General features: G+C 67.4%; 19 protein-coding genes and 2 pseudogenes. 11 read left to right on the top strand and 10 right to left on the bottom strand.

What is annotated here, in order from left to right:
• Positions 1 to 96: 96 nt before the first annotated feature.
• From AB0D12_RS38365 to AB0D12_RS38330, 8 genes and pseudogenes are all read left to right on the top strand, one after another.
• Positions 97 to 1,059 (top strand): glycine betaine ABC transporter substrate-binding protein, encoded by a 963-nt coding sequence (locus AB0D12_RS38365; protein ID WP_362693892.1) that lies wholly within the window; start codon positions 97 to 99, stop codon positions 1,057 to 1,059.
• 53 nt (positions 1,060 to 1,112) lie between these two features.
• Complete coding sequence (fae, locus tag AB0D12_RS38360) at positions 1,113 to 1,610, top strand: formaldehyde-activating enzyme (protein WP_362693889.1); 498 nt, start codon at positions 1,113 to 1,115, stop codon at positions 1,608 to 1,610.
• Between the two features lie 8 nt (positions 1,611 to 1,618).
• Positions 1,619 to 2,731: a mandelate racemase/muconate lactonizing enzyme family protein gene (locus tag AB0D12_RS38355; RefSeq protein WP_362693886.1), complete on the top strand. Its 1,113-nt coding sequence runs from the start codon at positions 1,619 to 1,621 to the stop codon at positions 2,729 to 2,731.
• A 57-nt stretch (positions 2,732 to 2,788) separates the two neighbouring features.
• Entirely contained in the window at positions 2,789 to 4,309 is a 1,521-nt protein-coding gene (locus AB0D12_RS38350) for an aldehyde dehydrogenase (protein ID WP_362693884.1), read from the top strand.
• Between the two features lie 3 nt (positions 4,310 to 4,312).
• Positions 4,313 to 5,248 (top strand): NAD(P)-dependent oxidoreductase, encoded by a 936-nt coding sequence (locus tag AB0D12_RS38345; protein ID WP_362693881.1) that lies wholly within the window; start codon positions 4,313 to 4,315, stop codon positions 5,246 to 5,248.
• Positions 5,245 to 6,393: an iron-containing alcohol dehydrogenase gene (locus tag AB0D12_RS38340; protein ID WP_362693878.1), complete on the top strand. Its 1,149-nt coding sequence runs from the start codon at positions 5,245 to 5,247 to the stop codon at positions 6,391 to 6,393. The genes AB0D12_RS38345 and AB0D12_RS38340 overlap by 4 nt, the downstream gene beginning before the upstream one ends.
• Positions 6,394 to 6,446: 53 nt before the next feature.
• A complete protein-coding gene (locus AB0D12_RS38335) occupies positions 6,447 to 7,931 on the top strand; it encodes an NAD-dependent succinate-semialdehyde dehydrogenase (RefSeq protein ID WP_362693876.1) in 1,485 nt (494 codons plus the stop codon).
• Positions 7,932 to 8,292: 361 nt separating this feature from the next.
• Positions 8,293 to 8,607: pseudogene (locus tag AB0D12_RS38330) on the top strand (RNA-guided endonuclease TnpB family protein); the annotation flags it as partial.
• On the opposite strand, the gene AB0D12_RS38325 reads toward AB0D12_RS38330, so the two are convergent.
• Entirely contained in the window at positions 8,607 to 8,732 is a 126-nt protein-coding gene (locus AB0D12_RS38325; protein WP_362693873.1) for a hypothetical protein, read from the bottom strand. The pseudogene AB0D12_RS38330 and the gene AB0D12_RS38325 sit on opposite strands and share 1 nt — an antisense overlap.
• 141 nt (positions 8,733 to 8,873) lie before the next feature.
• On the bottom strand, positions 8,874 to 8,996 hold the full coding sequence (locus AB0D12_RS38320; RefSeq protein ID WP_362693870.1) for a transposase: 123 nt from the start codon (positions 8,994 to 8,996) through the stop codon (positions 8,874 to 8,876).
• 741 nt (positions 8,997 to 9,737) lie between these two features.
• Between AB0D12_RS38320 and AB0D12_RS38315 the strand changes: the two genes are divergently transcribed.
• Together AB0D12_RS38315 and AB0D12_RS38310 are read left to right on the top strand one after the other, a co-directional pair.
• Entirely contained in the window at positions 9,738 to 10,226 is a 489-nt protein-coding gene (locus tag AB0D12_RS38315) for a tetratricopeptide repeat protein (RefSeq protein ID WP_362693867.1), read from the top strand.
• The gene (locus tag AB0D12_RS38310; protein WP_362693864.1) at positions 10,223 to 11,497 is read left to right on the top strand and encodes a glycosyltransferase; all 1,275 of its coding nucleotides are present in this window, start codon (positions 10,223 to 10,225) and stop codon (positions 11,495 to 11,497) included. Before AB0D12_RS38315 ends, AB0D12_RS38310 begins: the two co-directional genes overlap by 4 nt.
• A gap of 83 nt (positions 11,498 to 11,580) precedes the next feature.
• On the opposite strand, the gene rfbD is transcribed toward AB0D12_RS38310, so the two are convergent.
• From rfbD to rfbA, 6 genes are all read right to left on the bottom strand, one after another.
• Positions 11,581 to 12,483: a dTDP-4-dehydrorhamnose reductase gene (gene rfbD / locus AB0D12_RS38305; RefSeq protein WP_362693861.1), complete on the bottom strand. Its 903-nt coding sequence runs from the start codon at positions 12,481 to 12,483 to the stop codon at positions 11,581 to 11,583.
• Positions 12,480 to 13,454 (bottom strand): dTDP-glucose 4,6-dehydratase, encoded by a 975-nt coding sequence (gene rfbB, locus AB0D12_RS38300; RefSeq protein WP_362693858.1) that lies wholly within the window; start codon positions 13,452 to 13,454, stop codon positions 12,480 to 12,482. Before rfbB ends, rfbD begins: the two co-directional genes overlap by 4 nt.
• Positions 13,455 to 13,650: 196 nt before the next feature.
• Positions 13,651 to 15,012, bottom strand: a complete 1,362-nt coding sequence (locus tag AB0D12_RS38295) for a collagen-like protein (protein WP_362693855.1) — start codon at positions 15,010 to 15,012, stop codon at positions 13,651 to 13,653.
• A gap of 693 nt (positions 15,013 to 15,705) precedes the next feature.
• Entirely contained in the window at positions 15,706 to 16,413 is a 708-nt protein-coding gene (locus AB0D12_RS38290; RefSeq protein ID WP_362693853.1) for a hypothetical protein, read from the bottom strand.
• 287 nt (positions 16,414 to 16,700) lie between these two features.
• A complete protein-coding gene (gene rfbC, locus AB0D12_RS38285) occupies positions 16,701 to 17,366 on the bottom strand; it encodes a dTDP-4-dehydrorhamnose 3,5-epimerase (protein ID WP_362693850.1) in 666 nt (221 codons plus the stop codon).
• A gap of 51 nt (positions 17,367 to 17,417) precedes the next feature.
• A complete protein-coding gene (rfbA, locus tag AB0D12_RS38280) occupies positions 17,418 to 18,362 on the bottom strand; it encodes a glucose-1-phosphate thymidylyltransferase RfbA (protein WP_362693847.1) in 945 nt (314 codons plus the stop codon).
• A gap of 1,066 nt (positions 18,363 to 19,428) precedes the next feature.
• Between rfbA and AB0D12_RS38275 the strand changes: the two genes are divergently transcribed.
• A complete protein-coding gene (locus AB0D12_RS38275; RefSeq protein WP_362693844.1) occupies positions 19,429 to 20,238 on the top strand; it encodes an FAD-dependent oxidoreductase in 810 nt (269 codons plus the stop codon).
• A gap of 435 nt (positions 20,239 to 20,673) precedes the next feature.
• On the opposite strand, the gene AB0D12_RS38270 is transcribed toward AB0D12_RS38275, so the two are convergent.
• Positions 20,674 to 21,084 (bottom strand): hypothetical protein, encoded by a 411-nt coding sequence (locus tag AB0D12_RS38270; RefSeq protein ID WP_362693841.1) that lies wholly within the window; start codon positions 21,082 to 21,084, stop codon positions 20,674 to 20,676.
• 626 nt (positions 21,085 to 21,710) lie between these two features.
• A pseudogene (locus tag AB0D12_RS38265) lies at positions 21,711 to 23,147 on the bottom strand (IS1380 family transposase).
• Positions 23,148 to 23,791 lie beyond the last annotated feature (644 nt).

Genomic DNA, 23,791 nt, shown 5'->3' with positions numbered 1-23,791 from the left:
CCCTAGGCGGCGGGGCTGCCGACCCGATCCCACGCCCCTTCCCCGCAACTGCCCTGTCCTTCTCACCGCGCCCGTACCGCCTCCAGGAGTACTGCCATGCCAAATCGCGCCACCTCGCTCACTCTCGCGGCCGTCACAGCCCTCACGCTCCTGCCGCTGTCCGGCTGTTTCGGCAGCGACTCCGCGGTGCCCGCGTCAGGCTCCGGGGGCGCGCTGAAGGGGGCGTCGTTCACCGTCGGCTCCAAGGACTTCGCAGAACAGATCATCCTGGGCCGGATGACGGTCGAGCTGCTGAAGGCCAACGGCGCCAAGGTCACCGACCAGACCAACATCAAGGGCTCCGCGAGCACCCGCAAAGCGCTGCTCTCGGGCGACATCTCGATGTACTGGGAGTACACGGGCACCGGCTGGATCAACCACCTGAAGCACACGAGGCCCATAGCCGACCAGCGTGGGCAGTTTGAGAAGGTGGCCACCGAGGACCTGGCCAAGAACGAGATCGCCTGGATCGATCCGCCCGCCCCGCTGAACAACACTTACGCCTTCGCCGTCCGCAAGGACAAGGCGGACGCACTCGGCCTCAAGACACTGTCCGACCTCGCCGCACTGAGCAGAAGCAAGCCGTCCGAGGCCACCTTCTGCGTCGAGAGCGAGTTCTCCACCCGCGACGACGGCTTCCCCGGGCTGCTGAAGGCCTACGGCATCAAGGCGCCCGGCAGGAACGTCAAGATGCTGGACACCGGGCTGATCTACACCGAGACCGCCAAGGGCAAGACCTGCAACTTCGGTGAGGTCTTCGCCACCGACGGACGGATCCCTGCCAACAAGCTGGTGGTCCTGGAGGACGACAGGAAGTTCTTCCCCGTCTACCAGCCCGCGCTCACCCTCAAGAAGGAAACGCTCGACAAGTACCCGGCACTCGAGAAAATCTTCGCTCCCCTCGCCAAGAAGCTCACCACCAACGAGATGCAGGAACTCAATGCCCTCGCCGACGTGGAGGGCGAGGACCCCGAGGACATCGCCCGTAGCTGGCTCCAGGACAACGGCTTCCTCAAGTAGACGGCCCTTCCCGTAGGCGTTAGGCCAGTCCGACCCGAGAAGGGCAATGCGAAATGCACATAGGAGAGAGCTTTGTTGGCGCCGGGCCCAATGCCGCGCACATCAACACGGTGCTCGGCCACCGGGACGGCCCAGCGGGGACGGCCTGGGCCACGGCCCTCGCCACACCCACCCAAGGCCACGCGCCGTTCATGGTCGTGCTGAGGCCCAACCTGCCGGTGAAGCCGCTGACGCTGTTCGTCAACAAGGCGACGATCACCGACGACGAGCACGGTGAACTGACCTGGGGCCCGGCGCAGGCGGGGGTCGCGGCCGGCGTGGCCGATGCCGTCGCGGAGGGCGTCATCCCCGTCGAGTGGGCCGACAGCCTGGTGCTGATCACTGCGGTGTGGGTCAACCCGCAAGCCGACGCCCCGGACGAGGTCTACCGCAACAACCGCAAGGCCACCCGCGAGGCGCTGGCCATCGGCGCGTGGGGCGGGCCGACCGTGGACGCGGTGCTCGCGGCCAGCACCCGTCCGACAAATCCCTTCTTCAACGCCCCGGAGTGACCGCGACCATGAAGATCACTGCCATTCGGCTGGAGCGGATGCGGCTCCCCCTGGAGCCGGCGTTCGCCGCCGCCTGGGATCCGGCACCTCGGACGTTCTTCGACGCCACGTTGGTGACCGTCGAGACCGACGAGGGTGTCGTGGGCCACGGCTCGGGCGACACCATGGACGGCTTCGAGGCGTTCGAGTACCTGTTCCTCGGCAAGGACCCTCTGGAGATCCTCAGCCATGTCCGCATCATCGAGACCATCAACTTCCACGCCGGGCGCTACTGGCCGCTGGAGGCCGCGCTGTGGGACATCGTCGGCAAGGTGTGCGGCTGCCCGGTCGCCACCCTGTTCGGCGGCGCGGCGACCAGACTTCCCGCCTATGCCTCGTTCGGCGAGCTCAAGGAGCCGGCGGCCCGTGCGGAGGCGGCGGTCGCCGCGGTGGAGCGCGGGTTCAAGGCGATGAAGATCCGTATCTCCCGCGACCGTCTCGAAGAGGGCGTCGCCGCGGTCCGGGCCGCCCGGGAGGCTGTCGGTGACGGCATCGACATCATGGTGGACCTCAACCAGATGTGGCGGATGAGCGGCGACATCGAGCCCGCCCTCGACCTGGTATCCGTCCGCAGGATCGCGGCCCGGCTCATGGAGCTCGGGGTGCTGTGGCTGGAGGAACCGCTGCCGCAGACCGACATCCGCGGGGCCCGCTCCGTCCGCGCCGCCACCGGAGTGCGGATCGCCGGCGGGGAGATGGTGCGCAGCCTTCCTGAGCTGGTGCAGTTGGTCGAGGAGGACGCGTTCGATGTCTATCAGCCCGATGTCGTGCTGGCCGTGGGCATGTACCGGGCGCGGTTCGTTGCCGAGCTGGCGCAGTTGCGGCACCGCTGGTTCACTCCGCACACCTGGAGCAACGGGCTGGGCCTGCTGGCCAATCTGCATGTGGTCGCCGGCGTCGGCGGCGGCCCCTATGTGGAGTTCCCTTACGACCCACCGGGCTGGACCCCCGAGCGGCGCGACTTCTTCCTCACCGAGCCCGTGGAGATCGACTCCGAGGGCTTCCTCAACATTCCCGACGCCCCAGGTCTGGGCGCCGCCATCGACCACGACGCCCTCTCTCAGCTGCGGCACGACCGCTGACTCCTCACCGACCCACCCGCCCCCGGCGCACCCCGCCTCCTCACCTGGACCGACGCCATGGCCGACTACGGCACTTGGCGGAAGCGCGCTTCCGCACTCACCCCGCACACCGACCTGTTCATTGACGGGGCCTTCCGCCCCGCCCGGTCAGGAGAGACCTTCCCCACGATCAGCGCCCGTGACGGCTCGATCCTCGCCTCTGTCGCCGCCGCGGGAGACGAAGACATCGACGACGCGGTACGCACGGCCCGCACGGCGTTCGAGGACGGCCGCTGGTCGCAGGCCGACCCCAGGCACCGCAAGAAGGTGCTTCTCCGGCTGGCCGCGCTGGTCCGTGAGAACCTCAAGGAGCTGGCCCTGCTTGAGGCGCTGGACACGAGCAAGCCCATCTCGGACACCCTCGCTGTGGACGTGCCCAAGTGCGCGGACTCCATCCAGTGGTACGCCGAGGCGATCGACAAGACCTACGACGAGATCGCACCCGCCCCGCGCAGCGCGCTCGCTCTGGTGACCAGGGAGCCACTGGGCGTGGTCGCCGCTGTCGTGCCGTGGAACTACCCGCTGATGATCGCCTCCTGGAAGATCGCGCCCGCCCTCGCCATGGGGAACAGCGTGATCCTCAAGCCCGCCGAGCAGTCCTCGCTGTCCGCGCTGCGGCTGGCGGAACTGGCCGCCGAGGCGGGTCTGCCGCCCGGTGTGCTCAATGTGGTGCCAGGACTGGGCCCGGTTGCCGGACGCGCCCTGGGTCTGCACCACGGCGTGGACAAGGTCGCCTTCACCGGCTCCACGCAAGTGGGTCGCGCCTTTCTGGGCTACAGCGCCGCCAGTAACGGCAAACAAGTCGCCCTGGAGCTGGGCGGCAAGTCGCCGCAACTGGTCCTCGCCGACGCTCAGGACCTCAAGGCCGCGGCGAGCGCCATCGCCTGGGGGATCTTCTACAACGCCGGGCAGACCTGCAATGCCGGGTCCCGGCTACTGGTGGACGAGCGGGTCCACGACGAGCTGCTCGAGGAGGTCGTCTCGGTCACCCGGACCCTGCGGCTCGGCGACCCGCTGGACCCGGCCACCCAGGTCGGCCCACTGGTCGACCGGGCCCAGCAGGACCGGGTGCTGGACTACCTCGGCGTAGCCGCCGAGGAGGGTGCCCGCACGGTGTTCGGCGGGCATGCCGCCTTCCCCGACACCGGCGGCTGCTACGTGGAGCCCACCATCCTGGACGGAGTCGCCAACAGCGGACGGATCGGCCAGGAGGAGATCTTCGGCCCCGTCCTGGCCACCGTCCCATTCCGCGGTGCCGAGGACGGCGTGCGACTGGCCAACGACACCCGCTACGGCCTGGCCGCCAGTGTGTGGACAAGGGACATCTCCACCGCCCACCGCGTCGCCCGCGCTCTGCGGGCCGGCACGGTGTGGATCAACACCTTCGACGCGAGCGACGTCATCACCCCCTTCGGGGGCTTCAAGGACACCGGCACGGGCCGTGACAAGTCGCTGCATGCCCTGGACGCCTACTCGGCACTCAAGACCACCTGGCTAGACCTTGGAACCGGACCGCTCACCGGCGGCACGAAGGAGTAAGACATGCGCATTGGATTCATCGGCCTGGGCAACATGGGCGGACCCATGTCCCTCAACCTGCTCGCCGCCGGCCACACCGTGACCGTGCACGACATCCGCGAGCAGGCCGCGGCCGAGCAGGTCGCCCGCGGCGCCCACTGGGCTGCCTCACCGGCCGACCTGGCCGGACAGAGCGACACAGTGATCACCATGCTGCCCACGCCGCGCCATGTCGAGCAGGTGCTGCTGGGCGACGGCGGGCTCCTGGCAGCCATGGCCCCGGGCAGCACCTGGATCGACATGTCCACCTCGGTGCCCGCCGTCGCGGACCGGATACGAGCCCTGGCGGGAGAGCGCGGCGTACGCGTGCTGGACGCCCCCGTTTCCGGGATGGCCCACGGAGCCCGGTCCGGCACCCTGCAGATCTTCGTCGGCGGAGACGCCAAGGACGTCGCCCGGCAGCGCCCGGTCCTGGAGGCCATGGGCGATCCGGAGCGGATCCTGCATGTGGGCCCGCACGGTACCGGCTACGCCGTCAAACTCATGATCAATATGCTGTGGTTCTGCCACCTGGTGGCGACCTCCGAGGTGCTGGCCGTCGGAGCCAGGGCCGGAGTCGACCTCGAAATCCTGCACCGATCCCTGGTCGCCAGCCCCGCCAACTCCAACTTCCTGCAGAACGACGTCCTTTCCGTGCTCAACCACGGCGACTACGACGAGTCCTTCGCCATGGCCCTGGCCTGCAAGGACCTCGGCCTCGCCGTCGACCTCGCACGGGAGGTCGGAGTGCCGGTCGAGCTCAGTGCCGTCGTCGAGCAGATCTACCGGCGCGGCAAGGCCGTCTTCGGCGACCTCGCCGGAGAGATGATCCCGATGAAGCTGTACGAGGACGTGGCCGGTATCGAACTGCGGCTACCCGTGCACAAGGACTCCAGAACCCCCGAGCAGGTGCACCCGTGACCCTCCACACCCGCGAACTGGCCATCAGTCTGCCGCCCACTGCATGGCTGGAGTTCGGCGTCGGCTCCCTGCGGCGCCTGCCCGAGACGGTGAGCCGCACCGGCCACAACCGCGCCTTCGTGGTGACAGATCCGGGCCTGCGCGCCGCCGGCCTGGTCGACCGCGTCACCGCCATTCTGGCCGCCGCCGGTATCGACGCCGAGGTCCATGACGCCATCCCTGCCAACCCGTCCACCGCAGCCGTGGACGCCGCCGCGGAGCAGGCGCGAGCCTTCGGGGACGCTGCCGTGGTCGCCCTCGGCGGAGGCTCCGCACTGGACGCCGCCAAGGGGGTCGCCCTCCTCGCCGTCAATCCCGGCAGCGCTGCGGAGTTCGACTACCGGATCGAGCCCGAGGTGCCGGGCCTGCCACTCATCGCGATCCCCACCACCGCGGGAACGGGAGCGGAAACCAACGGCTTCGGCGTCATCGAGGACCCCCGTCTGCGCCGCAAGGTCTACATCGGCCATGACTCGGTCAAGCCGGTGGCAGCCCTGCTCGACCCCGAACTGACCTTGGGCCTGCCCCCGGGTGCCACCGCGGCAACCGGGATGGACGCCCTGGTGCACGGCATCGAGTCGCTCAGCTCCCGGGGAGCCAACCCCCTCTCCCAGGCGTACGCCGCACAGGCGATCGCCCTTGTGAGCCACTGGCTGCCCGTCGCGGTCGAGAACGGCTCCGACCTGAAGGCCCGCTCCCACATGCTGCTCGGTGCCCACCTCGCAGGCCTCGCACTGAGCATCAGCGGCCTGGGACTCGTGCACGGCATCGCCCATGCGGTCTCCGCACGGGTCGGCGCGCCGCACGGCCTGGCACTGTCCGCGGTGCTGCCGGAGGTGATGGCCTGGTGCAACCCGCAGGCCAAGGACGCCTTCGCCCGCGTGGCCCATGAGATGGGCGTCGGTGACAACGGCACGGAAGTATTCGAAGCCTGCCGGGAGCTCTCCGAGCAGGTCGGCGCCCGGCGGCCCCTGTCCGTCTACGGGGTCACTGCGGACATGGTCGCGGACCTGGCCAGGGCCGCCCTGGAGGACGCAGTCACCGCCAACAGCCCGCGCACGCCCACCCATCAGGACATCACCGAACTGATCACCTCCTGCCTGTGACCCGATCCGGCACCGGTCCCCGGAAAGCCACCGTCCAAGGAGACACACACCCCATGACTGCGACCCAGCAGGCTATGACCGAGCCGGCGGAGGCAGCAGCCCTCGGCCGCGTACCCGACCAGTTGTTCATCGGCGGCTCCTGGCACGACGCGGAAGGCGGCCGCCGCTTCGCCGTGGAGGACCCGGCCACCGGCGCCGTCCTCCGTGAAATCGCCGACGCCTCCCCGCTCGACAGCCTCGCGGCACTGCACGCAGCAGCAGCCGCCCAGACCTCCTGGGCAGCCACGCCGCCCCGCGAACGCAGCGACATCCTGCGCCGGGCCTTCGACGCAGTGACCGCCCGGGCGGAGGAGTTCGCCCTTCTCATCACCCTGGAAATGGGCAAGCCGCTCGCCGAATCCAGAGCCGAAGTGGCCTACGGCGCCGAGTTCCTGCGCTGGTTCTCCGAGGAAGCCGTGCGCATCGGCGGGGGCTACCAAGTGGCTCCCCATGGGGCTACACGGCTGCTGACGATGAAACAGCCGGTCGGCCCCTGCCTGCTGATCACACCCTGGAACTTCCCTCTCGCCATGGGCACCCGCAAGATCGGCCCGGCTGTGGCAGCAGGCTGCACCATGGTGGTCAAGCCGGCGCCGCAGACTCCGCTGACCATGCTGGCGCTGGCCGACGTGCTCGCCGAGGCGGGCCTGCCCGCGGGCGTGCTCAATGTGGTGACCACAACCGCCGCGGCCGAGATCACCGAGGCGCTGATCACCGACCCGCGGCTGCGCAAGCTCAGCTTCACCGGCTCAACCGCGGTGGGCAGCGCCCTGGTAGCGCAGTCAGCCAAGCGCCTCCTGCGGGTGTCGATGGAACTGGGCGGGAACGCACCATTCCTGGTGTTCGACGACGCCGACCTCGATGCGGCAGTAGAAGGCGCGATGCTGGCCAAGATGCGTAACGCCGGCGAGGCATGCACGGCCGCCAACCGCTTCCTCGTCCATACCTCAGTGGCGGAGGAATTCTCACACCGCCTGGCCGACCGGATGTTCTCACTCACCGTTGGCCGGGGAACCGAGCAGGGAGTTCAGGTGGGTCCGCTCATCGACGCGTCAGCACGAAAGCGGGTGGACGCGCTCGTCAAGGACGCTGTAGCACGCGGCAGTCGGCTGCTGACCGGCGGCGGGGCGGTCGGCGAGCACGGCCACTTCTACGCCCCGACCGTACTGGCCGATATCCCCGCCGACGCTCAGATGCTGAGTGAAGAGATCTTCGGTCCGGTGGCACCAGTCACCCGCTTCACCGAAGAGTCCGAGGCGTTGCAGCTCGCCAACGGCACCGACGCCGGCCTGGTCGCCTACGTCTTCACCCGCGACCTGTCCCGAGCACTGCGGGTCTGCGAAGGCCTGGAGACCGGAATGGTCGGCCTCAATCAGGGGCTTGTCTCCAATCCCGCAGCGCCCTTCGGCGGCGTGAAGTCCAGCGGCCTCGGCCGCGAGGGCGGCGCCCAGGGCATCGACGAATATCTGGAAGTCAAGTACGTGGGCATCCAGCACTGAGCCGATGCCTGGGCGCCCCACACACGATGGAAATCCCGTATCGACCGGGACAGCTGCGGCCCGTAGCCGGCGATAGCGATCAGACCCGGGCAGTCAAGTCGTCGGCCGTGCCACCGACGCGCCCGACCAGGTGCACCTTTCGTCAGACACGACCCGAAGTCGTCGGCGTCGTACGTGGCGAACCAGTTCAAGGCACCTCCCGCGTGCTCCGGTCGGAGCTCGCGCACTTGAAGTCGCGGATGCCTCCAGGTTGTGCTCGTCGTCGTACTTCGCGGCCTCGGCAGGTGCGGTGAGCGCAGACACCGTGCAGCGTTACATCGAGAACCCAGTGGGTGCACCCGCGAAGGAAGGAGGGGCAGGCGTGATCCGTGCCTACAAGTTCCTCCTTCGCCCCACGACCCGTCAGACGGAGGCGCTCGGTGAGATGCTGCGGGATCACTGCGCGCCCTGCAACGGGGCCTTGCAGGAACGCCGTGACTCCTACCGGCACATCTCGAAGACCAGCATCAAGTACGGGATGCAATCGGCTCAACTCAAGGACATCCGTGCGTTCGATCCGGAGCGTCAGAGCCGCTGGTCGTTCTCCTCGCAGCAGGCAACCGTGCATCGTTTGGACAAGGCGATGCAGGCATTGTTCCGCCGGGTCAAAGCCGGGCATACGCCCGGATACTCGCGCTAGGAGTCGATCCGGGCGCCGTAGCGTTTGGCCCAGGCTGCGGTGGTCAGGGGCGAGAGCCACGCGGGAGCGGCTGCGGCCATCGCCTCCAGCGCCGCCCGCAGGGTCTCGCCGACAAACTCCATCCGGTTCAATGTCCGCACCGCGGCCAGGACATGCGTGGAGTCGGCGCTGCAGACCACCTGCGCGCAGCAGCCCGAACTCTGAGCTCCTGGTCAGGACCTGCTCCTCGCGTCCGTGCCCGATCAACCGGGTGCGGAAGTCGCTCAGGACGGAGAAGTCGAACCTGGGTCGTCCAGCTCCAAGCCGAGGAGGAACTTCCAGTCCATGCGGGCCCGCACCTTGTCAGCGGCCTGCCGATCGGTGAATCCCTCTGTGTACTGCAGCACGAGACCAGCGCGAGCGCCCCCGGCGACACGGCCGAGGCCCCCGAATGGAGAACGCCTCAGCGAAGGATTCGTCCGCGATCAGCGGGCCGAGCCCTCACGCACTCGGACAGCCAGCGTCCCCTTGGGGAACGACGCCGGCACCACCCGAGCCGTCAGCTCCGGCACCCCACCGTCGTCTCGCTCCAGCGACATCCAGCCCAACCCCTCGCTCCGACGATCAGAACGATCACGGCAACCTCAGCAGGTCGGCGAAGCTGGTTTGCGGATTTCCCAACGGAGTCCTTCAGGGAGGGGAGGTTTCAAGTGATCGTGCATGACGCAGAGTGAAGTTGAGGCGCCGGGCCGCTCTGTGGAAGTACACGCCGAGAACTCGACCGGGCTGAGAACGGGGTTGACGGCAGCCACTTCGGTCGATTCGCACACCTTGGTTGCGTACATTCGGGTGGTCTGTACGGCCTAAGTCCCCACGATGGATGACGACATAACGGTCACCTCGTAACTTTGGCGGCGATAACGATGGTTCGAATTCCGGTCCCGCTGGCACCGCCCCTGGGCTCTCTTCTGTCAGCCACCTGACACCAGCCATATACCTCCCGACTCTGTGAGATGTGACCAATGAAACATAGGCGATTGTGGACGGGGGTCGGCGCGGCAGTCGCGGTTGCCGCCGGAACGGCCCTTTGGGCGGCTCTGTCCCAGCCGGCAGCGGATTCCAAGTCCGCGTCAGCCGCCGGAACGGCAGTGAATGCGGATGCGCTCTTGGAGAGGGGCCTGCTGCAGGAGAAGGACCAGAACCATGACGGGGCGGAAAGCACCTTCAAGGAAGTGCTGAAGACGGACCAGGCGAACAAGTTCGCCTGGTACAACCTGGGCGTCCTCGCACAGCAGGACGGCAGACCGGCCGATGCCCGCAACGCCTACGACAGGGCGTTGAAGATCGATCGTTCGTTCACCTCTGCCCTCTTCAACGAGGCGGTGTTGCTCAAGTCGAGCGAGCCCGACAAGGCCATCAAGCTCCTGAAGCGTGCCGTCGCCGTCAATCCGAAGGCGTCCACGGCCTATCTGCACCTCGGGCAGACGCTGGCGAAGAGGGGCCGCGACGACGAGGCGCGGGATGCCTTCCGCCGTGCCGTCGCGGCCGACCCGTCACTGCATTCTTACCTACCGGAAGCGTTCAAGGATTCCGTAAGCCCCTCACCGACCACGAGCCAAGCAGGTGGCACTAGATGACGTCGACTGCGACGCCGAGGTTCTCCGTCTTCACTCCCAGCCACCGGCCGCGTTTCCTCGACGAGTGCCTGACGACCTTGCAGGCGCAGACCTGCTCGGACTGGGAGTGGATCGTCCTGCTCAACGAGGGCGCCCGGTGGCGCCCGGAGCAGCCCGACGAGCGAGTCCGCGTGGAGGTCGCAGACGAGGTTCATGGTGTCGGGGCGGCCAAACGCCGGGCCTGTGAACTCGCCCGCGGAGAAATCCTCGTGGAACTCGACCACGACGACCTCCTGGCGAAGGACTGCCTGGCGGAGCTGGCCGAGGCATTCGACGCGCATCCCGAGGTCGTCTTCGTCTACAGCAACACCGCGCAGATCACCGAGGACGGTAAGCGGGACGAGTCCCGTTTCAACGAGGCACACGGCTGGCAGTTCGAGGAGGTGCGTGTCGACGGCCGCAAGTTGCTGCAGGCCGTGTCCATGGATCCGACGCCGCACAACGTCTCCTACATCTGGTACGCGCCCAACCACGTGCGGGCGTTTCGCAAGGGCGTCTACGAGAAGGTGGGCGGGTACGACGCCACCCGCACGGTTCTGGACGACCAGGACCTGATGTGCCGCCTCTTCCAGGCCGGCGACTTCCACCACATCAAGCGCTGCCTCTACCTCCAGCGGCTTCACCCCGCGAACACCCAGCGCGATCCCGAGATCAACGCACACATCCAGCGCGAGACGGTCGCCCTCTACGACAAGTACATCGAGGCAAACGCCCTCACCTGGACACAGCGCCGCGGACTGCTCGCGCTGGACCTCGGTGCGGCCCACCGCAAGCCGCCGGGCTACCTGGGCGTGGACCAGTACCCAGGAGAGGGCGTCGACATCGTCGCGACCCTGCCTGAGAAGCTGGACCTGCCCGACAACTCCGTTGGTCTGATGCGGGCGGTGGACTTCCTGGAGCACGTGCCCGCGAAGGTTCTGCTGATCAACGAGCTGCACCGGCTGCTGGCGCCCGGGGGGATGCTCCTCACCATGACCCCCAGCTCCGACGGCCGCGGCGCGCATCAGGACCCGACGCACGTCGCGTTCTACAACGAGAACTCCTTCTGGTACTACACCGACGACCAGTACCGCACCTTCGTCCCCGAGATCGAGGCCCGGTTCCAGAAATCCCGGCTGGTCACCTACTACCCGACCGACTGGCACTCCAAGAACAACATCTCCTACGTGGTGGCGAACCTCATCGCGATGAAGGAGGGTGCCGCGCGGTGCGGCGGGCCGCTGCTGGTCTGATTCTGGTCCTTGACCCGGCAAGGGCGCCCGCGGGAGCTGTCAGCTTCCGCCGGGCGCCCTTGCCGTTCCCGGCTGCGCCGGGGTCAGCCGCCGGTCCGTGCCGCGGCGGCCAGAGCTGCGAAGGCGGGTGTCTGCAGGGCCGCGGTGAGCTGATCGTCCCACTGCGGCAAAGCCGCGAGCCCGGTACGCGGCCAGCTGCCGTGAGCGAGTACACCGGACGCCGGGCGGGCCGCGGGCCGCGGGAACTTCTGCGAGCCGACCGGACGGATTCGCTCGGGGTCGAGGCCGCTGAGCCGGAAGGTCTCCCGGGCCAGGCCGTACCACGTGGTGTGGCCTCCGGCCGTGCCGTGGTAGACGCCCGCCGACGCCCGACCGGCCAGTGCGGCACGGCCGAGTGCGGACAACTGCCGGGCGAGCGCGCGGGACCAGGTCGGCTGGCCGTACTGGTCGGCGACCACGTCCAGAGTCTCGCGTCGGGTGGCGAGTTGAAGCATGGTGGTAACGAAGTTGCGGCCGTGCGCGCCGTAAAGCCAGGCCGTGCGTACGGTGTATCCGGTACGGGGCAGCAGCTCGGCCACGGCGCGCTCCCCCGCCAGTTTGCCCCGCCCGTACGCGTTCACGGGGCCGGTGGGCGCGTCCTCGGCGTAGGGCTGCCGGGCGTCACCGGGGAACACGTAGTCGGTGGAGACGTGCAGCAGGAGCGCGCCGCTGCCCGCGCAGGCGCGCGCGAGATGGCGCACACCCGTGCCGTTCACGGCGGTGGCCGCCGTCTCGGCCCGCTCGGCACCGTCGACATCCGTCCAGGCGGCGCAGTTGACGACCACATGGTGACCGGCGACGGCCGCGTGCACGGCGGCCTGATCGGTGATGTCGAGCTGGTTTCGTCCCAGTCCCGTCACTGCGGCGTCCGGTTCGGCGCTCAGCTCGGCCAGCACATCCCGGCCGAGTATCCCGCCCGCACCGGTCACAAGCCAGCTCGTGGTCATCCCAGCTCCGCCCTTTCCTTGAGCGGCTCCCACCAGGAGCGGTTGGCGCGGTACCAGGCGACCGTGGCGGCCAGGCCGTCGGTGAAGGCGACCTGCGGGGCGTAGCCGAGGTGTTCACGGATCTTGCTGTCGTCCAGCGAATAGCGCAGATCGTGGCCCTTGCGGTCGGCCACGTACTCGACCCGGTCCCAGTCAGCGCCGACCGCGTCCAGCAGCAGGCCGGTGAGCTTGTGGTTGCTCACCTCGGTCCCGCCGCCGATGTTGTAGATTTCCCCGGGCTTCCCGCCGTCGAGGACCAGGTCGATGCCCCGGCAGTGGTCCAAGACATGCAGCCAGTCACGGATGTTGCGGCCGTCTCCATACAAGGGGATCGTCTTCCCGTCGATCAGGTTGGTTACGAACAGCGGGATGACCTTTTCCGGGAACTGGTGCGGCCCGTAGTTGTTGGAGCAGCGGGTGACCACCACGTCTAGGCCGTGGGTGCGGTGGTAGGCGAGTGCGAGCAGGTCGGCGCCAGCCTTCGACGCGGAGTAGGGGGAGTTCGGCGCCGGCGGCCACTCCTCGGTCCACGATCCCTCGCTGATCGAGCCGTACACCTCGTCGGTGGAGACATGGACGAAGCGGCCGACGCCGTGCCGGTGTGCCGCGTCCAGCAGCACCTGGGTGCCGAGCACATTGGTACGGACGAAAGGACCGGCACCCTCGATCGAGCGGTCCACATGCGACTCGGCCGCGAAATGCACCACCGCGTCCTGACCCGCCATCACCTGGTCGATCACATCAGGGTCGCAGATGTCGCCCCGGACGAAGCTCTGGCCCGGATGTTCCGCCACTGGCTCCAGATTGGCCTCGACACCTGAGTAGGTGAGTTTGTCGAGGACCGTGATCTTGGCCGCCGGATCCGCACTCAGCCGTCGGCGGACGTATTGGGAGCCGATGAAGCCGGCGCCGCCGGTCACAAGGATGCGCATGGTTCTCCGATGCTCTTGCTGACCCCGGCACGCAGGACCGGGGCGATTTCTCTTCCGGGCTCCAGATCCCGGGTCAACCGCATTGCGCTGGTACCGCAAACAAGGTCGGAATGCGGACGGTGCCCGCGAAGCCGAAGCTTCGGGGCACCGCACACTCACTGCCAATGAAAACGGACTGCCGGTACGGCACCACCGCTCAGGAAGCCGCGCAGATCACGTAGGACGTGACGTTCCCGAAGGGGGGGGTGCCGCTGACCGCGGACTGCCATCCATTGGGTGCATCTGCAGGGCCGATGGTGACCGGGATGCTGAACAGTGTGCCCTGGCTGCCCTGCGATCCGCCACCAAGGGCGACGTCGCCAGGAGAGGTGCACTGGACAGTCGACGTGAACCCCGCCTCGCCCACCACGAAGTAGGTGTCAAGTTCGCCACGGGCACCCTGCGCGCCCTGCGCGCCCTGCGGACCCTGCGGACCCTGCGGACCCTGCGGACCCTGCGGACCCTGCGGACCCTGCGGACCCTGCGCACCGGGGGCACCCTGCGGACCGGGGGCACCCTGCGCACCCTGCGCACCCTCGGCACCCTGCGGACCCTCGGCACCCTGCACACCCTCGGCACCCTGCGCACCGGGCCCACCCTGCGCACCCTCGGCACCCTGCGCACCGGGCCCACCCTGCGCACCCTGCGCACCCTCGGCACCCTGCGGACCTGGCTTGCCCGGCTTACCCTTCGGCCCGCGGTCCCGATCCCGGTCACCGCCTGCACTCACCGCTCCGTTCGAACCCGGCAGGCCCAGGGTCCGCTCGGTGCCGGACCGATTGGTCGCGGCGGGCGTGGGAGCGGCGCAGATCGCGTAGGCGGTGATGCCTTGACCGGCAATGGCGGTGCTGGCCTGCCATCCAGTGGCCGGAACGAAAGGAGCGGTCGGGATGGGGTAACTCTGCACCTGAAGACCGAGGCCGGTGCTCTGCCATCCGCCGCCTGTGGCGATGTCACCAGCATCGCACGCCGCAGTCGACACCCCCGGGCCGGAAACCGGCGAGCCCGTCACGAGGTAAGTCTCAGGCACCGCGGTGCCCGGACCCCCCTGCACGCCCAGGGCACCTTGGGCACCCTGCGGACCCTGCGGACCCTGCGGACCCTGCGGACCCTGCGGACCCTGCGCACCGGGGGCACCCTGCGGACCTTCAGCGTCGCCCTGCGCACCTTGCGGACCCTCGGCACCCTGCGCGCCCTCGGCGCCCTGCGCGCCCTGCGGACCCTCGGCACCCTGCGCGCCCTCGGCACCCTGCGCGCCCTGCGCGCCCTGCGCGCCCTCGGCACCCTGCGGACCCTGGGCGCCCTGCGGGCCCTGCGGGCCCTGCTTGCCATGCTTGCCCTGCGGCCCGCGGTCCCGATCCCGGTCACCGCCTGCACTCACCGCTCCGTTCGGACCCGGCAGGCCCAGGGTGTGCTCGGTGCCGGACCTGTTGATCGCGTCGGCGATGGCCGCCGTGCTCGGAACAACATTGAGCACTACGGCCAGCGTGCCCACCGAAACCAATGTGGCGGCTTTCATGCGGGAACTTCGGCTGGATTTACGGCTCACCTGAGAACCTTCCTCACAGAACTTGGAGTGACCACATCGCAAGCGCACGCACGCCATAAGCGCGCAAAGTCACTGCGCGCCACGTCGCCCATAGCCACGAATACCCCCATCCTTCACTCTCCACGACACAATGATTACAAGCTATCCCGTGTCACACCTGAAGATCACCCGAGCGGCGGCGAAACCTTACGCCGCCACCACCGTGCCGCATATGACAAAACCGCAACACCGCAGAAACAATTGCCGCCCGAACAGCCTCAGTTCAGCCAATCCGACCGCCAGCGCACCGCCCCCGCGCCGGCCTCCACAGCCACGCGACGAAGCTGTGGCTCGGGTGTCCGCCACTGGCTCCAGATTGACCTCGGCACCTGAGTAAGCGAGTTGTCGAGGCCGTTATCTTTGCCACCGGATACACACTCAACCGTCGCCGGACGTATTGGAACCGACGAAGCCGCCGCCGGGCGCATGGCGCTCCGATGCTCTCGCCGCCCCCGGCACGCTAGAACCGGGGCGATTTCTCTTCCACATTCCGGATCCCGCGTCAAAACCGTCGCATTACCGCAACAGGGCCGGAATGCGGACGGTGCCCCGAAGCCGAAGCCTCGGGGCACCGCACACTCCCTGATGGGAAACTGACCGCCGGTACAGCTCACAGGGCGGCTATTACGCGTCGTGACAGATCACCCAGGCGGTGAGCGGGGTCGGGACGAGGTGGCTGACTTGCCATCCATTGGGTGCGGCGGCGGGGCCGATCGGGATACTCCTGAGCCCGAAGCTGGAGAGGCCCGTCCATCCTCCCCCGAGGGCGATGTCGTCGGGCGCGCTGCACGTGACAGTCGACGTTTGCCCCGGCGCGCCCGACAGGATGTAGGTATCAAGCAGCACCGCGGCACCCTGGGCACCCTGCGGACCCTGGGCACCCTGCGGACCCTGGGCACCCTGCGGACCCTGCGGACCCTGCGGACCCTGCGGACCGGGGGAACCCTGCACACCCTGCGCACCTTGGCCACCTTGCGGACCCTGTACACCTTGGGCGCCCTGCGCGCCCTGCGCGCCCTCGGCACCCTGCGCGCCCTCGGCACCCTGCGCGCCCTCGGCACCCTGCGCGCCCTCGGCACCCTGCGCGCCCTCGGCACCCTGCGGACCCTGGGCGCCCTGCGGGCCCTGCGGGCCCTGCTTGCCATGCTTGCCCTGCGGCCCGCGGTCCCGATCCCGGTCACCGCCTGCACTCACCGCTCCGTTCGGACCCGGCAGGCCCAGGGTGTGCTCGGTGCCGGACCTGTTGATCGCGTCGGCGATGGCCGCCGTGCTCGGAACAACATTGAGCACTACGGCCAGCGTGCCCACCGAAACCAATGTGGCGGCTTTCATGCGGGAACTTCGGCTGGATTTACGGCTCACCTGAGAACCTTCCTCACAGAACTTGGAGTGACCACATCGCAAGCGCACGCACGCCATAAGCGCGCAAAGTCACTGCGCGCCACGTCGCCCATAGCCACGAATACCCCCATCCTTCACTCTCCACGACACAATGATTACAAGCTATCCCGTGTCACACCTGAAGATCACCCGAGCGGCGGCGAAACCTTACGCCGCCACCACCGTGCCGCATATGACAAAACCGCAACACCGCAGAAACAATTGCCGCCCGAACAGCCTCAGTTCAGCCAATCCGACCGCCAGCGCACCGCCCCCGCGCCGGCCTCCACAGCCGCCCGCCCACCGGGTTGACCAGCTCGCAGACCCCGGCGGTAGGCACTGCATTCCGCATAGGAGGGCAGCAGACCTTGCCGCTCGGCCTCCGCAAGCATGGGCGCCGCGGCGTCCTTCTCGGAGAGCTCCGGCACGAGGCCGTCAGGCCATGCGATGGAAAGCGCCGGATCGAACGGGTGAATCCCGTATTCTCGCTGCGGTGCATATCCCTGCGAGCACAGATAGACGACGGTGGCGTCGCCCTCCAGTGCCATGAAGGCGTGGCCCAGTCCCTCCGACAGGTAGACACAGCGGTGCTCCCTGTCGTCAAGCCGAACCGCCTCCCAGGCGCCGAAGGTGGGGGAACCGGTACGGATGTCGACGACTACGTCGAGAATCGCGCCGCTGACACAGGTGACGTATTTGGCCTGCCCTGGCGGGACCGAAGCATAGTGAATGCCACGAAGAGTGCCCCGCACGGAGCGGGAGCAATTTGCCTGCGCGAGCTGGAGCCCCTGGCCGGTGACATCACAGAACCGGTCACTTCTGAACCACTCATGGAAACCGCCCCTCCGGTCAGTAAAGACGGTGGGTGTGTCCACCCAGGCCCCTTCGATGCCCAGTGGTCTCACGTGTTGCGCATCCTTCCGCACGTATCTCAAGTGCTGATGACTGGGCCGCCGTCAGGCGGGAGCGCCCGGCGCTGCTCGCAGCAGTTCGTCCCGGCGCGATCCGCTTTCCCTCTGCGGCACGACTGTGCACCAGGAGTCGTCCAACAGTCCCAGCAGGTACTGCCCGTACCCGCTTTTGAGCAGCGGCTGGGCCAGGTCCCGCAGCCGGTCGTCGTCGATCAGGCCAGATCGCCAGACCGCTTCCTCGACACAGCCGATTTTGAAGCCCTGGCGCTCCTCGATCACGCGGACGAACTCCGAGGCCTGCACCATGGACGTGAAGGTGCCGGTGTCCAGCCAGGCGGTGCCACGGTCGAGCCGGGTGACCTGCAGCGCTCCGCCCCTCAGATAGACGCCGTTGAGGTCGGTGATCTCCAGCTCTCCCCGTGCGCTGGGCCGCAGGCTCCGGGCGATCTCCACGACATGGTTGTCGTAGAAATACAGTCCCGGCACGGCGTAGCGGGACTTCGGCCGGGCCGGTTTCTCCTCGATCGACAGCGCCCGGCCCAGCTCGTCGAACTCCACCACACCGTATGCCGAGGGGTTGGCGACCTGATAGGCGAACACTCTGCCGCCTGTCATCCCGTCTTGGTGAGCCAGTCGTGCGCCGAGGCCGCTGCCGTGGAAGATGTTGTCGCCCAGGATCAGGGCGACCGACTCGTCGCCGATGAAATCCGCGCCCAGCAGGAAAGCCTGAGCGATGCCCTCCGGTCGCGCTTGCGTCATGTATTCGAGACGCAGGCCCAGTTGATCACCGCCGCCGAGTAGCCGACGGAACTGGGGCTGGTCCTCGGGCGTGGTGACGACCAGGATTTCACTGACCCCAGCCATCACCAGCGTGGACAGCGGATAATAGACCATAGGTTTATCGAAGACCGGCAGCAGCTGCTTGGACACCGAGCGAGTCAACGGCCACAGTCGCGATCCGGTGCCGCCGGCCAACAGAATTCCTCGCATAGCGTCACCCTAGGTGGAATCCAGCTGCTTCCGCGCCCGCCACGCACGACAGGCAGCTCCTCATCGCCCCATCAGATCCAGCGCCTGCTTGACCGAAAGCGCACGAACAGCCGTCTCGAAATCTCGGTCGCCGCACATAGAGTCGCCAACCGAATGCATAACCCAGCATGGCGGGGCCCTTCTTGCACCCTGCGAAAGCTTGGATGAGGTCGAGATCGTGGCACAGGCTGGCGGCTCATCTTGCCGCGCCTCGCAGTTGCGGATCTGGCAACTCCTGATACCTCAAATACTCCTGCGCCGAGGCAGATTGTCACTCTCCTCCGGCAGACCAGAGAGCCGACAGCAGAAGCAGACCATCGGTCTCAAGCGTTCTCAGAGAATGTCAGCCTCCTGAGGCTGACAATAAGTTGCAAAGAGAACAACCAAGATTGTCCTACCAATGGGTCACTTTTACGGTCAGCCTCAGCAACAGCACAGAGAACGACACAGGAGCCCGCCCGGGCCCGTATCAGAACCGTCGGCGGCATGTCGACGGTCTCTCCTGTCAAGGGCCGCAGCGACTGTGGGACGGACTTGCCGAGGTGGCGGGACGTCGTTCTTAATCATCAGGGAGTTGTCCTATGGCTTCAGCCGATCGCCGCCCTCCGCGTTCACCAGCTATGTCAGCCCCGCTTGTGGACAACGGCCTTCTTTCCGCGGAAGTGTGTAGTGCCCCTGTGCGAGCTCGAGCCGTGGTCGGGCTAGCCGGCGCGAACCTGACCACCGCTTTTGATATCCGTCTGATCTCGGAGATGCTCGGACTCACTCTCGCGGACTGGGCCTCAGCAATGGAACTTCTTCAGCATCGTGATGCGGCGCCTACCTCAGCGGCTTGCCAGGAAGGCGTCACGTAGCGGGGCTGTGATGGCGGGCGTGTCTCCAGTTGGTCTCAGCATGATGTGTTCCAGCGCGCGGAGGGGGGCGAACGGTTTTGGTGCGAAATCAGCTGGCTGGCGAAGGGAAAATCGCAAGCCATCAGCAGCGGCTCATTGCAGGTATACCCCGAAGCATCAGATATCAGCAGCGCATGCTTGTTGTAGGAGGTGGCCCGGCGGGAGTGGCCGCGGCAACTACTGCAGCACAGTTGGGATGGAGGGTCGTTCTGGCGGAGGCACGCAACCATCTGGGGGGGCAGTTGGCGCTGGCAGGGTCGACCGTCGCCCGTCGAGCATTGTGGCATCGGTGGGCCGGGTGGGCCGAGAGCGAGCTGCGTGCAAACGCAGTTGAAGTCCGAGTCAGCACGCTCATCACCGAACGCGACTGCGTGGACTACAAGCGCGTGGTGATTGCCACTGGCGCTCGTGCGAGCGGCCCTCCAGCGCGGTCACTTGGGCGGCTCGCCGCTTTCGACGCATGGGCTGTGATAGCCGAGCCCTATCTCCTGCCCGGCTCGATTCTGATCGTGGACCATGAAGGCGAATGGTCCGCGCTTGACTGCGCGGAGGTGCTGGCCACCCACGGGCACGCCGTTTCCCTGACGACAGCTGCTCATTCCGCTGGTCATGGGCTCCGGCGTTGGGAGCAGGAGGCCTACCGAGCACGACTCAGGGCCCTCGGTGTGCGGATACTGACGTGCCATGAACTGGTGACGGGGCCACCGCCCTCAGCTCCAGTCCTGCGCCACGTTCCCTCGGGCCTTGTCCGGCCGCTTAGTCACCAAGTAGGGGCCATTGTGTTCGCGTCGGTTCGCGAGCCCCAGAACCAGCTCTGCTCGCAGCTCCAGGGACGCCCCGGGATCATTGTGGTGGGAGACGCAGCAGCTCCTCGTGCCCTGGAAGATGCGATCGTCGATGGAACGCAAGCAGTTCCATCAGGTTCTCGTGCCTTCATGGCGTGATTACTCTGATGCCAACCGCAGCCGGGTCTCTCCGTGCCTGTGGGGGTATCGGGCGCGAGCCCAGTTGGAACAGGCGTCAGCGTAGGGAGACGAGGCGCCTCCAGCAGAATGACGGCGCATCCATCCAAGGCTGAGCAGGGCCTCATGGATGTGTAGTCGCGCACCTCCCAGCGGATACGCAGGCGGCGGAAGTGGTGCAGGAGTGCGAAGGCGCGCTCAATGACCCCTCATTCAGTGCCAACCCGAGCCATGTTCAGTGTCGTGACGGGGCCGACCACGCTTGCCCCGTCCCCGCCCCCCACTGGAGTGTCGTTGGGCACGCTCCACGGCGTCCGGAGCGCCCATCGAGGCCTGCACTTCGGTGGTCCGCCCGTACGTGGTTCACTTCTCTGTGCCGACCGAACACCCCCATGGGTAACACGAACAAGGGGAGCTTCAAGCCATACTCGTAGGCTTTCCCTGGACCTTCTTGATCGCTCTCTCAAGCAGGCGGACTTGCATGGCAAGGCCCTTAGCGCGAAGTTCCTGTTGGTGGCAGAAATCCGTGAGTTCGTCGAGGATCTCTTGAGGAAGATTTTCGAAGTCTCGAGGGAGCTGGCGCCGATTGCCGCGTGCTGTGGCTACGATGATCTCAAGATGAATGCGCACCATGCGTGCCAGGAGCAGCGGGCACCGGTGAAGAACGGGCTCTGTTCTCCACTGGGCAGGTCCGAGGTCGAAGAGCCAGGCTTTAGCTGAGGCGACAAACTGCTCGGTTCCAGGTCGGGTAACTGCACCGGGCCACCCTGCTGGCCTGCCGGGAACAGTCAGCTCAACCCCCGTGATGGACGTATCCGCGGCACCCATGGTCAGACTCCTTTTCCGGAACGCACAGCACGGGACGATAAGCGGTCGAATAGGATTGAAGCGGCAGCAGCGATACCTATCCCCTCAAGGTCACACACCGGTGACTTTTGGGCCTCGTCCTTGCATCGGCCCAGGCGGCCTCGCGAGTAACGGCTGCGCAGCAATGACACCTGCCAGGTGAGACCCGTCTCGAGCGGTGGGATGAGCGTGGGGGCGTCGTTTCGGTTGGTCAGCAGGACGGCGGGAGGGTGGCAGTGCGGCCCCTGGACGGGGAGACACACCAGCCGGTTCTCAGCGGGTGTTTATGCAGGTCTGGCCCGATACGCGGCTCTCGTCCCTGCCCCACTCTGAGGGCTTTCATCCTGTAGGCGATGAATGGCCTCCTCCTGGTGGGAGGCTCGGCCATCCGTCTCGTTCGCTTCCGTACCCGGCGGTCCGTCTGGTCTGAAGATGCCACGGAATCGCCATATCGCTAGCCTCCCCGTTGCGGTTGCGGCGATGCGGTGTCCTTGATCGTCATCTGGTGTGCTTTCGGGGCGTTTTCGCCGTGTGGGCATGGGTGGGGCCCGGCGCTGGGGTCGGGTTCTCCGAGGTCTTTCGGGTTGTGGGCGGACAGGGGCTGCTGGTCAGCCGGCTGGGCGGGGCAGGGCTGCGAGACGGTGGAAGGCCCTGGCCAGCTCGATTCTCCAGGGCCAGGTTGCTGAGATCCGCATCCGGAGGCGGCGGCCGCCGCGGGTGAGGCGGGCGGCGACGTGCAGCAGTGGGTAGCGGATTTTCTTGGGCTCGGCGGTGGCGAGGTCGCCGTCCAGTAGCAGGGTGCGCGTCCAGCGAGCAGGTCGATCCCTGCCAGGGAGAGTTCCAGCCAGACGGCGTTGACGGCGAACTGGCGGGAGGGGAAACGGCCGAAGCCGGTGTCCTTGCCGCAGCGGATACGGTCCTCCACGGTCGCATGACCGCGGTGGCGGACCTCCAGATACTGGATCGAACCGCCGCCCGAGTACGGGGTGTCGGTGAGGAACACCTGATGCCGCATGCCCTCGTCCTGGTCGAACAGGGACAGCTGGGCGCCGGGGTGAGGTTGTTCACGGCGCACGGTGATGCGGGTGCCGGACGGGTAGTCGGCAAGATCGACCAGGTCGGTCAGCTCGGCGACCTCGGCTCCGTCGCGCAGGGAGCCGTCCTGGTCCAAGGCGGGGTGCCAGACCTGGTCGGGCAGTGAACGGATCGCTCGGCGGACGTCGGCGGTGACCGCGGTGCCGACCGAGAAGCCGATATCCATGCCGCGAAGGCGCAGGTTGTGCAGGTGGTGGAGGAAGGCTTTCGCGGAGCCGGCGGAGTCTGTCCGGATCAGGATCTCGGTGCCGTAGCGGTGGGGTGTCGGGAACTCGGGCCAGGGCGTCGTCGAGCACCGTGATGTGGTCGGCGGCGGTGTTCGCTCCGGCGTTGCCCGGTCGTAGCCGTCCGGACAGGGCCTCGCCGGTGTTGGCCAGGAAGCACAGCAACGGGTGGTAGCCAAAACCACCCTTGTAGGTGGCTGCGGCCTGTTTCTTCTCGGAGTGGCAGGCCACCAACGTGGCGTCGATGTCCAGCACCAGGCCGGGCAGGGCACGGCCGCCGGCCTGGACGACGGGAATGCCCTCGCCGGTCTCGGTGGCCTGCAGCCGGGCCACCTCGCGTGCCGCAGCGCGGGCCGTCCGCAGCCGGGCCAACCCTTGTTCGTCGGTGCCGGCGAGTAGTCGCCAGGCCGTGGGCGTGGATGCCACCGGGCCGAACACCTCGGCCTGGTCCCGCAGGACGGCCAGATCCGTGATGGTCTCGCCGCCGTCGGCGAGCATCACCGTCAGGTCGGTCATGATCCGGCCCGGGTCGTGGCCGGTCCCGCGCGGGCGCAACAGCCGCAGCGGGGTGGAGTACGCATGGGTCAGCCCGGTCGCGTCGGCGAGATCCGCCAGCAGCCTGGCTCCGGCATGCCCGACCACCCCCGCCCCGTCAGCGGTGACATGAAGCTTGGGGCGCGAACCGGTAGCCTGCACGCAGAAAGTGCCTTCCGCTTGGTACGACAAAACCCCCTAGACAAGGTTCATCGTCCCAGCTCAGAAGGCACTTTCGCGTTCGCGGCACCAACTGGCCCCGCGCCAACCGAAACGGCGAGGCTAGGTTGACGAGTGCTCTCAGCGCACGCGAGCCTGACTCTCACAGACAACCATCGAAGAAGATCGACATCACGACCAACTCCGAATCCAAGGCCGCCGGCCGCAGAGGGCAGTCACCCCGCCGTGCAGCTTGCTGGTGCGCATGCCTTTCTTCTCTGCCATGAATCGGGCTTTCCACATTGTCGGCGGGTCGGATCCGACTGCCCCGGATCACGGCAACGTTGCCGAACGCGTCGCCGCCGGCAGCCGACTCAGCTGAGAATTAGACACAGTTGAATGAAGGAGCAACTCTGAGGGCGAGGCGGATCGTCCTGCCTGGCCCGGACGTCGGGGCGCCTTGTGTAGGAAATCCATGGGCCGTTCACCGGTTGCTGTGGAAGATCTTTCACCGGCCGAGATCCTGACTCCCCCCAAGGCGTGACAGCTTGACGCAAACGCCGCGTCCAGAGGAATTGCATACCGCTTCAACCACCTTTCTGCTGTGTCGGCCGGAGAGCGTGTCATATCGGTCGAGGAGTCACGGCTCGTTCACGTTCTTGAGGCGACCGGTTCGG

This window comes from Streptomyces sp. NPDC048479, from assembly GCF_040651435.1.
Taxonomy (GTDB): domain Bacteria; phylum Actinomycetota; class Actinomycetes; order Streptomycetales; family Streptomycetaceae; genus Streptomyces.
This window is presented reverse-complemented; position numbering and strand designations above follow the sequence as displayed.